Origin of the sequence: Caballeronia sordidicola (assembly GCF_002220365.1) — a bacterium.
Lineage (GTDB): Bacteria > Pseudomonadota > Gammaproteobacteria > Burkholderiales > Burkholderiaceae > Caballeronia > Caballeronia sordidicola_C.
Genome location: NZ_MTHB01000210.1, coordinates 16,762 through 29,079, shown reverse-complemented (window position 1 = coordinate 29,079; position 12,318 = coordinate 16,762). Strand labels below are relative to the sequence as shown.

Sequence of the window (12,318 nt, the reverse complement as noted above, 5' to 3'; positions counted from 1 at the left end):
CGTGAGCCACATTAATTCAATGTTGCGCTGGGCCTCGCGCTCAAGGCGACGACTGGACTGAATACGGTTCAGGTAACCGTAGATGTAGATCTTAAGCATCACCTCAGGATGATACGAAGGCCGGCCGGTAAGTGCTGGTTCGACGCCTTCAAACCCAAGCTTCTGAAGATCAAGCTCATCTACAAAGACATCGACTACGCGAACAGGGTTGGTGTCCGTCACGTAGTCGTCGAGGGCTTCGGGAAGAAGAAAGCTTTGCGTACGATTGTCGCCCTGAACAAACCGTTTCATCTCGCTCACCCCCGTTACCGGATGAGATATTTTAGCTCTTCAAAAAAGCGTTTTGACACACTCTGGGCCATGACCGGCCGTTCAGTTCCCAACATTCGACGCCGCAAAGCGGTCGCTCGGATCGCCGAGATATGGGATCCACATCTCCAGATAGAACTCAATGAACTCAGGAGGGAGATTGTGAATCGGCGACGCTAGTTCCATGATTTTGTGGTCCCTACTCGGGACCATCGCTGAACATTTTTCCTAAGTTCAAGGATAAATACGCTGCGGAATAGCCTCTGCGAAGAAATCGGTAACTCGTCGCACGCGTGCCGGTACAAAGCGACGTCTTGGCCAGATGAGGTTTATGTCTCTGGCGTCGCCCATGAATTCGTCGAGAACGGTGATGACGTCGGTATGTCGGAGATCATCGGCAAGGGAGACCTTGGCAAACCGGCCGATCCCCACGCCGGCTAGGACACCAGTGCGGATGGTTTCAACGCTGTTGGACGTGAGATTTCCGCGTACGGACACGCTAAATCGTCCTTCTGGCCCCATGAAAGCCCAATGCGTTGGCTCCGTCGAGCCGCGATATAAAAGGCAATTGTGATCGACGAGCTCGGCGGGGGTCTTTGGCATTCCGCATCGCTCGAAGTAGCGGCGCGACCCGACACATACGAGGGGAGTGCTAGCCACACGCTTGACGATCGCGTCAGGATCGTCGATGGGTCCTACCCGGATCGCCAGATCAATTCCATCTTCGACCATATCTCGCACGAAATCCGAGAGAACGAGATCGACCTGCAGACCGGGATGGAGTGATAACAGGTCGGGGATAAGCGGCAAAATATGAAGACGGCCGAACGTACCCGATGCAGCGATCCTGATCAGACCCGAAACGTTGTGGGTACTGTTGGTTAGTTCGCTGTCGGCATCATCCATGCCGTCCAGTAACGGTTTCGCCCGGTCGTAGTATCTGCGCCCCTGATCGGTGAGGGTCACGCTGCGCGTGCTTCGGTTCAACAACACCACGCCCAGGCGCTTCTCGAGCGAGCCGATGGCTTTACTGATTGCCGACTGTGAATCGCCGGTTCTACGCGCGGCGGCGGTGAAGCCACCTGCTTCAACCACGGCGATGAACGCGCTTATTTCGTGGAATCTGTCCAAACATTCCTCATTGGAATTAATGTTATGGAAATTTGAGTCATTATCATTGGTTACGCGATTGTCCACAATCTCAACTCTCTCCACAGTTGAAGGAATGGCGCCATGAATATCGATCTTACTGGCCGCACAGCGGTCGTTACCGGGTCCACGGCAGGTATCGGCCGAGCCATTGCCGTAGGATTGGCGCGCGCCGGCGCTTCGGTCGTCATCAACGGTCGCCGCGAGGACAGGGTCGCCGCGACGCTTAGCGAGTTGCGTGCGCTTTTCCCAAAGGGAGCATTCATCGGTGTCGTCGCCGACCTTGCGACCGCAGAGGGGGCGGCGGAGTTGTTCGCGCAAGCGCCGGATGCGGACATCCTCGTCAACAACGTGGGCACGGGGCGCGCGAAGCCCTTCTTCGACATTGGCGACAGCGAGTGGACCGACCTTTTCGAGCTGAACGTCATGAGCGGCATCCGAGCCTCTCGCCACTATGTGCCGAACATGACGAACCGAGGCTGGGGGCGTGTCGTCTTCATCAGTAGTGAATCCGCGCTCGCCATTCCCAAGGACATGATCGACTACGCCATGACGAAGACCGCTCAGCTCGCCCTGGCGAGGGGCTTGGCCGAGGCGGTCGGCGGAACCGGAGTCACGGTCAATTCGGTCCTCCCTGGCCCGACGAATTCGGAGATCATGAGCGGCTGGATGAAGGCGGCCGCGAAAGAGCAAGGCATTACGCAACACGAAGCCGAACAACAGTTCATCAAGACGATGCGCCCGACATCGCTGCTCAATCGCTTTGCAACAACCGAAGAAGTCGCCAACCTGGTCATCTATGTCTGCTCGGAGCAGGCGTCAGGAACAACGGGCACCTCTTTGCGTGTCGACGGTGGTGTCGTTCGAACCATTGCATAGGGCGCACGCTTTTTCACTTGCTCAACGCGGCCTCGGGAAGGGCCAAACCATCGGTTCCTCCCAGCAGTGGACGACAGCTCAAGTTGAAATGCGCCTGCATTGACACTGGAATATCCGGGCCTGAGATCCGCAAGGTCCTGAATCTCCAAGTTCAACGCAGGCAACCGACCTTCCGGCTCAAATGTGAAGATTCGGATCGACACAATTAACCGCATCGGTCTCAACGACAGACACACAAGAAAGGTCATTCATGATGAACCCTGAAGAAAGACTCACATCGCTACTTTCACGTCGAAAGCTGCTCATAAATGGCACGATTGCAACCGCAGGCTTAGGCCTCGTCGGGATTGCTAGAGCGCAGGGAGCGACAGGCGGAACGCAGGCTTGGAAGGCATCCGACTCCAGCATAACTCTACGGATCTACAAGGGCTTCTCGCAGAATCGGCTCGATCTTTGGGATGCAGTGATCCATCCCGACGTCAAGTCCAACAGCACTGCAGGGCGCAACATTGATGGGATAGCCGCTCTCAAGCGATGGAACCAGTCGTTCATTGACGCTTTCCGCCCGCGGACCGACCTCATCGACCATTTTGTCGCTGGGGATCGCGGTCTCGTCACGATCAACCTCCACTGGAAGCACGATCGTCCGTTCAACGGTCTCGCTCCGACTGGAAAGACCGGAACGTCGGTAGAGAATTTCATTCTACGGATCGAAAATGGTTTGGTCACACGATGGGACGTCGCTGATGCTTCGCTTGATCTTGCCATTTACCTCCACGACGGGGGCTTGAAGATGCCCACGTTTGTCGAGCCGCCATCGCTCATCAAAGGCGTAGCTCTCCCGACCTAGAAGCTGGACGAGTGACAACAGAGACCTTTATTTGGAGCTGGTTGGCAATTATCTCTTATCGGCCGGGCGACCCCCACGATAGGCTCACCATTGATACTGGAGAAGCACCATGATTGATCGCCGCCATTTCCTTGGCGCCGCAGCGCTTAGGGGAGCGGCCTTCGCCTCGCTTTCGATTTCCGCGAGACAAGCGCTGTCGCAAACCGCAAGCTCGGTCGCTTCACCTGGCGAAGTCTCGATGAGAGACCGTCTGAACAAGCCGGGGCCAGAGGCGCGTTTCCTCGCCAGACGCGTAGGCCTTTGGGACGTTACCGAAACGGCCTGGCCTGCCCCTGGCGCCTCCCCGATCGTGAGCACGGGTCTAGTGGCGGAACGGCTGATGATCGGGTCGTTGCTTCAGGAGTTTCTCCGTCCGACCAACGACACCGTTCATCAGGCCGTCAAACGAACAGATCTCTTATGCTACAACCGTCTCGATGGTCGCTGGGACTACGTGGCCTTCGATGCGCGGGATCCGGCCGGCCTCATGCCGGCTTGGAGCTTGAGCCGGGGCGAGCTCAATCGGATCGAGTTCAGCTTCCCGCCACTGGCAACTGTCGTCGGTAACACGGGAGAGTTTGTGCGGGCGCGCCAGGAGATTATCACGAAGGATTTGGACCACGAGGTAAACGACCAGTATTTCACGCTGGCCGATGGTACCGGCACCGAGTGGCTCGGCCACAGATACGCCTATGTCCGCCGGTCCTGACTTGGTTCACCGGGCCCGAGCGTTGCCATCTTGTTGGAACGACGTTGATCGAGTCCAGAATGCTCCCGCCGCGTCACGGGAAGAGGATGTTATTCAGCCGGTAGGAACCGCGGTGGCACAGCCCATGAAGACCGGGGCCAGCCCTCTCCAGTTTCATCGTCATATTCCGTTGAGGCGAAAGACCCCCGTACACTTGTAGCGCAAGCGCTGAGGATTGAGCGTAGCGCAGACATCATCGGTCAGCGCAAAAAGTTGGAACGCGTCCAGCGGGACTTTGATCGAGTGATTCAAGCCAATCTGGATGGTATGCCCGGCGTTCAGCACAAGGACAAGATTGGGGGTCTCGAAGCCCCGTAAGGCAGAACTGGCCGAGTTGCTGGCGAACGCTGTACAAGGCATCCAAAGTTTCACCACATTGGTGGAAAGTGATGCCCGTAACTCGACTGCCGACGAATTTGACGTCGAATTCGATTCGTGCATTTTCTCAAGTAAATATGCTTCAGCTGCACTTAGCTTTCTTGATGACCAGGATGTCCTGCTTGGCGTTGTCCTGCTCAAAAGCCACGTCGCCCTTTATTTGCCAGCGCGAAGCTGTCATCGGGATCTTCAGCGCTTCGGTCGCCAGTGCTGGCTGCAGTACCCAATTATCAGCAGGAGCATAAAGATACTCGGCAGACAATGTCGTTTGGAGACCGTGACTGCTTGTTCAAATGTTTTTGTTCAACATGTAGTTTTTCCTGGCACCAAGAGGTATCGGAGCAATCTGTCGCGCCGAGTCCGCGCATTCGTGAAATGGATCAAACTTGCACTGACGCCGATGTCCGCTCTGCGGAAGTTGGGCGCGCGCGCCTTCGGGTGAACCAGCGCCACAACCAGAGGACCTTTCTCCAGCGCATCGTGGACGATCAGCCGCCCAGTTCCACCAGTTGCAGCCAAAACTAGAACCTTCACACGCGACCTTGATCTCTGTCGCTATGAACGCCCCAGTTCACACGGAATGTCTTGAAGATCCGGTCGACTACCAAACGAAGCCGACAGCAAGGATCCCGCAATCAACGGGCAGATCGAGGCCTGTCACGTATGCCGAATCATCCGAAGCAAGCAAGAGCGCGTCAACCGCGATGTCCGAGGGGGGCGCCCCGCGTGCCTCATAGGGACTTTGGCCGCAATCTGATTTTCCATTGCCTGCAATTGTTCATCCTTTGCCGCCCAATCCCGCGACTGTTGCCTTTCACCACATGAGGACAGGTGTTCGTCTCAGATAAGTGTCGGTCGTCAGCTGGTCCACCACGAATTGAGCGACATCGGCGCGGGCTATCTTGCCGCCTTTGACGCGTGCGAGGTCGGTAATGGCCCTAGCGTTTCCGCGAGCTGGATCATCTGTGAGCATGGCGGGTCGGACTAAAACCCAATCGAGGAGGCTAGCGCGGATGGCGGCTTCTTGGCGTTCCTTGTCCTTGTAAGCCTCGCTGAGTAGCAAGGGCAGGAACAGTCGGTCGAACACGAAGCCGCCATGACCACGGCTGTCCCCGGCCCCCAGGGCGGACACGCAGACTAGACGGCGCACGCCGTTGCGCGTCATAGCCGTGATCATGGAGCGTGTCGCGACGGTCAACAGGTCGACCTTACGGCGGCCCATGCCGGTGCCCAAGGCGCTGACGACGGCATCGCAGCCGTCCATGGCGCGCGCGATGGTGGCCTCGTTGCGAACATCGCCCTCGATAATGCCCGCGTCCGGCAGGGCGGCGCTGGCCACTGAACGTACCAGAGCCACGACGGAATGACCTTTCGCCACGGCGTCGCGAACGATCAGCCGTCCGGTTCCACCCGTTGCACCTAAAACGAGAACCTTCATAGTCGACCTCGATCATCGTTGTTGTTATGAACGCCGCACTTCACAATGAAACGGGCTCTCTGGCTTCTCTGCAAGCAGCGCGATGGGGTACGAATTTCCGGAGTAGATTTCCAAAGTCGCATCCCATCGCTCATCCGCGAAACCACGCTGTAGTGGCGTTCCGGGCCGCCGCGAAGACATCGCGCGCGGACGTCGTGCCCGGGACGTGCTCCGTACCCTCGACCCCGAGGGCCATCCAGCCAGAATTGACGGCGTCAAACATCGCTTCGGCCGGTCCGGTCTGGCCCTTCGGAATGCCGAATTGCTCGAACGCCGTCGGCCACCCGGCCCGCGGAATGGCAAAAGCCTTAACGTCGACCTTCAAGACTTCACCCAATTGTGTCGCTACGTCGTCCGCGCTGACCATCGAACCGAGCTCGATGATCCGATGCCCTGACCACGCCGGCCCGGTCAGAAGCGCTGCGATCCCGGCACCGACATCATCGCTCGCTACCATGGTCGATTTCCGGTCCGTCGGGTCGTAGTAGACGGGGAGCGTGCCGCCCTGGGCAATATGTAGGCTGTAGAGGAAGTTTTCGAAAAATCCGCCGGCGCGCACATAAGCGATCGGCAATGTCAGGTCGCGAAATCCTTGCTCTAGAAGCGACAGCGCCGTGATTATCCCCAGCCCGCTGGCTCTGTTCGCCCCCATCGACGAAAGCGCAACCACTCGCGGCGGCAATGCTCTGGCGAGCGCCTCCACATAGTTTGTAATCACGCCCCTGGCTTCTTTGAAATCGGGCGAGGGCGTCCAGATAGCCGGCAGCATGACGAACGCGCCTTCGACGCCTTTAAGCGCGTGCTCGATGGCTGCGGAATCATTCCAATCGCCGTCAACCAGTTCCACACCCTGGTTCGCCCAGTAAGCCGCCTTCTCGCGATTGCGGACCAGCGCGCGTACTTTCTTGCCGTGCGCTAGCAGATGTTTTGCCGTTGCGCCGCCCACTTTTCCCGTAATTCCCGTTACTAAAAACATATGCTTTCTCCAGATATTGAGGCACAGAGGACTGCCCCGGTTGGCTTAACGAATGAGCGGCAGAATGGCTCGGATACGGGCGTTGCGCGCGCAGAGGCCGCCCCATGTCGACGCGCCCAGAACCAGCGAAATGATTTCTGGCGGCGACCCCAACTCACCAATGCGGACATGGGCGCAGATGGCACCTCCCAAATAGCCCGTCACTAGGATCGCGCCGAGGACGGCGGTAGCCGGGATGGCGTAAAGGATGGCGCAGGCAAGGACGATCGGACCCAGGACACGGGTAACGTCCATCGCGAACCCGGTTTCCTGCAACATGCTCGCGATCTGTGCTGGCACGAAAAGCTGAATAATCCCGTCTGCCACCAGAGCGATAACGACAAACGCGCTCATTACCCGGCCGGCCCACAGGGCGCGATGCAAGGTCATAATTTCAGTCACTTGTTGTTCTCCGATGTGGGTCTCAATTTCGAAGCTTATTGTGTTTTTAAAGTATGATAAACGCCGATAAAGTGAACTAACTGTTCTCTCTGTGGTGAACAATACCGAGTGGCGAAAATGCAGAATCTCGAACCCCTCCTCATATTCGTAACGGTCGCGGAAATGGGGAGCTTCACCCGCGCGGCCGACAGCTTGGGCATCCAAAAGGGGAGGGTCTCAACGGCTGTCCGGAAGCTGGAAGAAGATGTCGGTGTCAGACTCCTGCACCGGACGACGCGGAGCGTGCAGTTGACAGAGGACGGACGTGCGTTTCATGCGCGCGCCCGCGATCTGCTTGCTGAAGTCGATGACCTGCACTCGATGTTCGCAGGCGAGCACGTGGCACTGCGCGGGCGCCTGAGGGTGGATCTACCGTCCGAAGTGGCGCGCACCACGATCGTGCCAGCCTTGCCGGAGTTCATGGCGACTCACCCCGAGTTGGAGCTGGAGGTGTCGAGTACCGATCGGCAAGTCGATCTGGTTCAAGAGGGATTCGACTGTGTATTGCGGCTTGGACCGGTACGGGACGAGACGCTGATCGCCCGTCCACTGGGCCTGCTGCGCATGGTCAACGCTGCCAGTCCCGCTTATCTGGCGCGCCATGGCGTCCCTCGATCGCTAGAGGATCTACAGCTTCAGGAACATCGGGCAATTCATTTCTCGACGATGCTCGGCTCAAGACCTTATGGATGGGAATATCCGAACGGCGACAGTTACGCGACGCTTCAGTTGCAGGGTGCGCTTCACGTCAACAACGCGCAGATCTACGAAGCCGCTGCGCTAGCCGGCCTCGGCCTGATTCAGGCGCCACTCCTGGGGATTGGCCGATACTTAGAAAGTGGGGCGCTTGTGGAGGTTATTCCCGACTTTCGTCGCCGGGCGCTCGCCGTGTCCCTGGTCGTAGCACATCGGAGCAATCTGTCGCGCCGGGTGCGCGCATTTATGAAATGGATCGAAGTTGTGCTGACGCCGTATCTGGAGTGAGGCCTGATGGATGAGCGTTGATCGAGTGCCCTGAAATTGACTGCTCCGAAGCTGCCGCTCGTCAGGGGCAACTTCGGGTCGGGAAGTGACGTTCGCCAAGTCGAGACGGCCTTTCCAGCCGGCACGAGGGGTTATGTCCAGTTGGAGGGACTTTCGATACCCGATTGCACTTGCCGAATAGAACAGGTGTTATGTCAAAAATGTTGTTTTTGAACCTTGCATCTAGCTGGACTGCTTCCGCTGTTAATTAACGACTGCCTTGGCTTTGATTGCTTCCGGGCGAGTTTGGCCATCAAGGCCCATTCACGCATTCCGCTCAAGCCTCCGTTCGCGGAGCTTCCCGAGCCTTATGGTGTTGGGCAATCGACGGCGAACAGGCCGGCGCAGCCAACGCGAGCTTGGGAACCGCTCGCCAATGCGGCGGTGTGCGGGGCGGTTTGGGTCGAATTGATCGGGAAACGGCAGAGCGGCGAAATCCCGTTGGCCGTAGAGGTTAGGCCCGCCGAGAGTGTGCAGATGTCAATCATCGGCCACTGCGCTGCTGCACGACGCGTCGCAATTCCTCCAGGATGATGATTAGCGTCAGTTTCCCGGCCTCGCGCTCGGCCGGACTATCCGTCGCGCGAAACGATACCTTTCATGCATCCAGCGCATGAGATCGAATGGCCCAGGGCCAGTCGTGTCATCAAGAATAGGACTGTAGAGCGGCGAAATGACCAGCAGCGGTGTGGTTGGGTGGCCGTCGCGGATTGTGTAGAGAAAGCCGTTCACCGCTGCTGGCGTAAAGGCACGCAAGCGCCATCTACGCGATGCTTTCGGTACTGATCCTGAAGAAATTGACGTGGTGTCTGAGAGATTTCGCTTGATCGACGAGCGAAGCAGTCGCAGCCGCGGCCTCCTCAACCAACGCGGCATTTTGCTGGGTAACCTCATCCATCTGTGATACAGCTTGATTGACTTGCTCAATTCCCGTCGACTGCTCAGCTGACGCTGAAGCAATCTCGTTCATCAAGGAGGCTACGCTTTCGATCTCTTCTGTAACCCTAGCCATCGCCTCCGCCGCTGACACCGCTTCGGCCGAGCCAGCATTCACTGACGCGGTGGTGGAAGTAATCATTTCCTTTATTTCTTTCGCTGCGGTTGCGCTCCGCTGCGCAAGCGTTCGGACTTCCGTTGCAACGACAGCAAATCCGCGGCCTTGCTCTCCGGCGCGGGCCGCTTCAACTGCGGCGTTCAGGGCGAGGATGTTTGTTTGAAATGCGATGCCTTCAATGACAGAGATTACGTCAGTCATTCGATGAGCGTTGGCGGAAAGGCTCAAAATCGTCGCCGAGACTTGCTTAACGTCGTGGTTGCTATCGCTTGCGGAGCGTGAGGCCCCAGACGCAAGAGCTTTCGCGGCATCTGAATGCGACGAATTTTGCTTCACGGTTGCCGCTAGCTGCTCCATGCTGGCGGCCGTCTGTTCCAGGGCGGCAGCCTGTTCTTCAGTACGCTGCGAAAGATCCGTGTTTCCGACCGAAATCTGCGTCGAGGCTGTAAGGATCGATTCCGTTGAAAGGTGGATTTGACGGACTATTTCGCTGACCTTTTGATTCATTGCAGCAAGCGCAGTCAGTAAGCGACCCGCCTCGTCGGTGCTGCTGACCGTGATTCGCGTTGTCAAGTCGCCTGCGGCCACCGACTCCGCCACGCGCAACGCTTCTTTAATGGGGCGGACGATGCTGCGGGTGATGAGCGTGGCCAACAATGCTGCGGCAAGCAGCGCGATCATCGTAACGATAGCAACGGACCACTTAGCAGCCGCAGCGAGATCGTTGATCGCAACACTCCTCTTGGCCGTCTGGGCCTTTTGCATTTCGATGATGGTGTTGAGTGCTGAGGCAACGGGCTTGTCGGCACCCGCAACAGCGCTATCGCGTTCTGTGATCGGCGCGCCCGCGGCGACAAGCGCCGAAAGCTTTTCCATGGATGCGCGGTATGCCTTCACGCCTTCGACGACCGCACTCAGTTGAGCATCTTCCTCTTGACTCACGTTACCAAGCGTTCGGAAGCTGGCGATCGACTGATCAATGTCGTCCATGTTTGCGGAAAACTTCGTGTTGTAGGCTCCGCCCCGAAGAACAAAGTTCTTATAATTTTGAACGCCTTCGCCCAGCGCGCCTTGAGCATGATTTGCATTCGATAGCTTCGCCATCGTGCGGGTTTCGAACGTATGCCACTCATCCACGATGGCAGTGACTTTCATAAATGCAGTAGCGCCCAGCACCAGCGTTAAGAAAGCAGCGAAAGCAAAGGCAAAACCCAATCGAGTGCCAATTTTGGTATGTTTAAGCATTTTATTTCCCGGCAAGTGTCGACTTCCCGATTGCCAAGGTTAGCAATTCGATCAAGCGCTAACCAGTTTTACGGCATGCTTTTTCGTTACTGAACAAAAGAATACCCCTAGCTTAGGCGTCCGAAACGGGACTACGGACGCAGTTACTCGGGAGCGACAATGATACAACGTAACGTGGACTCAGCATGCTGATATATATGATAACGTCCTTTATCACATATAAAACTGGACACCATGACGCCCTTTGACACCGTTCGCATCACGCTCGTGCGTGCGCAAGAAGATGAGGCGTCGTTCAGCCCTAACTACCTGCACGAGCTAAAGCAGTTCTACCACCTGGTCCGGGCCGATCGCACCCGCATGAGCGCCGTCGCGTTCACGATGGCGGGGGTCACCGGGGATAGCGGGTTCACCGGAGAATTCGTGGTGCCGCTTAATCAGGAGATTGGGCCAGTGCTCGGACGGACTGCCGTCGCTTGGTTGCAAGGACGGCCCGGACGCACCGTGCGTTTCACGATGGGCGAGCTCAACTTCGATATTAGTGGGTTCTGCGAGTTTGATGCACTCCTCGCTAAAGCGCGTGCCATGAAACGCATAAGCCTCAAGGGACAATTATCTTGAATGACGTTACGGTCGTCCTGCGCTCGTCCGTCACCGTCCCGGCACTGGTGAATCATGCCGGCGAGAAAGCCGGCATTCGCTGTCTGGAGTTCTTCGCCTCCAACATTCGCAACCCCAACACGCGGCGCGCCTATGCGCACGCCGTGGGAGAGTTTTTGGCCTGGTGTGCTCAGGCGGGCGTTCGATCCATCACGGCCGTGCAGCCTTTGCATGTGGCCGGCTGGATCGAGCTGCAAACACAGACGCTGTCGGCGCCAACCGTCAAGCAGCACCTGGCCGCGATTCGCCATCTTTTCGACTGGCTCGTCACTGACCAGGTCGTCCCGCACAATCCGGCCGCGTCCGTGCGCGGACCGAGTTACACGACCCGAAAAGGCAAGACGCCTGTGCTCGATGCAACCGAAGCGCGGCAGCTGCTCGACAGCATCGATGTCTCGACGCTGATCGGTTTGCGGGACCGGGCATTGATCGCGTTGATGGTGTTTTCGTTCGCGCGGGTGGGTGCCGCACTGGCGATGCGGGTCGAGGACGTCTACACTCAGCACCGGCGTCTGTGGGTGCGCCTGCGCGAGAAAGGCGGCAAGCGTCATGAGATGCCGTGTCACCACACACTTGACGCGTATCTGCACGCGTACCTGGACCGCACCGGGATTGCCGGCGATCCGAAAGGGCCACTGTTCCGCACGATCCAACGCGGCACCGGGCTCCTGAGCACCACCGCCCTGCCCCAGGCCAATGCGTATGCGATGGTGCGGCGCCGAGCGCTCGAGGCCGGCATCGACACGAAGATTGGCAACCACACGTTTCGCGCGACCGGAATCACCGCCTACCTGAAAAACGGCGGCACGCTCGAAAACGCAGCGGCGATGGCCAATCACGCGTCGACGCGCACGACCCAGCTCTACGACCGGCGCCACGACGACATCAGCCTCGACGAAGTCGAACGCATCCGCGTATAAATTGAATGCCTTTCCGGTGACGCGCAGCGCGCACGGGTTAGATGGAGCGCACGATGGGTTATCTCTTCACGCGTCGGCAACTTTACGATCGGGTCTGGGCCGAGCCGATCCTCAGGCGTGGTCGACTGGTG

Annotated in this window: 13 protein-coding genes; 6 read left to right on the top strand and 7 right to left on the bottom strand. The window is 57.9% G+C overall.

The window, feature by feature from the left end; genetic code table 11:
• Together BSU04_RS30250 and BSU04_RS30245 are read right to left on the bottom strand one after the other, a co-directional pair.
• On the bottom strand, positions 1 to 291 hold a 291-nt coding region (locus tag BSU04_RS30250), incomplete at its 3' end, for a transposase (RefSeq protein WP_144021393.1).
• A gap of 252 nt (positions 292 to 543) precedes the next feature.
• Complete coding sequence (locus tag BSU04_RS30245) at positions 544 to 1,440, bottom strand: LysR family transcriptional regulator (protein WP_089163990.1); 897 nt, start codon at positions 1,438 to 1,440, stop codon at positions 544 to 546.
• A gap of 102 nt (positions 1,441 to 1,542) precedes the next feature.
• Between BSU04_RS30245 and BSU04_RS30240 the strand changes: the two genes are divergently transcribed.
• The 3 genes from BSU04_RS30240 (at position 1,543) to BSU04_RS30230 (ending at position 3,935) form a co-directional block, all read left to right on the top strand.
• Positions 1,543 to 2,337: an SDR family NAD(P)-dependent oxidoreductase gene (locus tag BSU04_RS30240; protein ID WP_089163989.1), complete on the top strand. Its 795-nt coding sequence runs from the start codon at positions 1,543 to 1,545 to the stop codon at positions 2,335 to 2,337.
• A gap of 250 nt (positions 2,338 to 2,587) precedes the next feature.
• Complete coding sequence (locus BSU04_RS30235) at positions 2,588 to 3,187, top strand: ester cyclase (protein ID WP_089163988.1); 600 nt, start codon at positions 2,588 to 2,590, stop codon at positions 3,185 to 3,187.
• A gap of 109 nt (positions 3,188 to 3,296) precedes the next feature.
• The gene (locus tag BSU04_RS30230; protein WP_089163987.1) at positions 3,297 to 3,935 is read left to right on the top strand and encodes a DUF1579 domain-containing protein; all 639 of its coding nucleotides are present in this window, start codon (positions 3,297 to 3,299) and stop codon (positions 3,933 to 3,935) included.
• Positions 3,936 to 4,434: 499 nt separating this feature from the next.
• Here the strand turns inward: BSU04_RS30230 and BSU04_RS30220 are convergent, their stop codons facing one another.
• The 4 genes from BSU04_RS30220 to BSU04_RS48055 form a co-directional block, all read right to left on the bottom strand.
• Positions 4,435 to 4,614: a hypothetical protein gene (locus BSU04_RS30220; RefSeq protein ID WP_089163985.1), complete on the bottom strand. Its 180-nt coding sequence runs from the start codon at positions 4,612 to 4,614 to the stop codon at positions 4,435 to 4,437.
• 552 nt (positions 4,615 to 5,166) lie between these two features.
• Entirely contained in the window at positions 5,167 to 5,790 is a 624-nt protein-coding gene (locus BSU04_RS30215; RefSeq protein ID WP_089163984.1) for an NAD(P)-dependent oxidoreductase, read from the bottom strand.
• 130 nt (positions 5,791 to 5,920) lie between these two features.
• The gene (locus tag BSU04_RS30210) at positions 5,921 to 6,805 is read right to left on the bottom strand and encodes an NmrA family NAD(P)-binding protein (RefSeq protein WP_089163983.1); all 885 of its coding nucleotides are present in this window, start codon (positions 6,803 to 6,805) and stop codon (positions 5,921 to 5,923) included.
• A 45-nt stretch (positions 6,806 to 6,850) separates the two neighbouring features.
• A complete protein-coding gene (locus BSU04_RS48055; RefSeq protein WP_256983457.1) occupies positions 6,851 to 7,450 on the bottom strand; it encodes a DoxX family protein in 600 nt (199 codons plus the stop codon).
• Here BSU04_RS48055 and BSU04_RS30200 point away from each other — a divergent pair.
• Entirely contained in the window at positions 7,364 to 8,269 is a 906-nt protein-coding gene (locus BSU04_RS30200) for a LysR family transcriptional regulator (RefSeq protein ID WP_089163981.1), read from the top strand. The genes BSU04_RS48055 and BSU04_RS30200 overlap by 87 nt on opposite strands.
• Positions 8,270 to 9,071: 802 nt before the next feature.
• Here the strand turns inward: BSU04_RS30200 and BSU04_RS30195 are convergent.
• A complete protein-coding gene (locus tag BSU04_RS30195; RefSeq protein ID WP_089163980.1) occupies positions 9,072 to 10,607 on the bottom strand; it encodes a methyl-accepting chemotaxis protein in 1,536 nt (511 codons plus the stop codon).
• A 234-nt stretch (positions 10,608 to 10,841) separates the two neighbouring features.
• Between BSU04_RS30195 and BSU04_RS30190 the strand changes: the two genes are divergently transcribed.
• Positions 10,842 to 11,228 (top strand): hypothetical protein, encoded by a 387-nt coding sequence (locus tag BSU04_RS30190; RefSeq protein WP_089163979.1) that lies wholly within the window; start codon positions 10,842 to 10,844, stop codon positions 11,226 to 11,228.
• On the top strand, positions 11,225 to 12,187 hold the full coding sequence (locus tag BSU04_RS30185) for a tyrosine-type recombinase/integrase (protein ID WP_179258485.1): 963 nt from the start codon (positions 11,225 to 11,227) through the stop codon (positions 12,185 to 12,187). Before BSU04_RS30190 ends, BSU04_RS30185 begins: the two co-directional genes overlap by 4 nt.
• Positions 12,188 to 12,318: the final 131 nt, after the last annotated feature.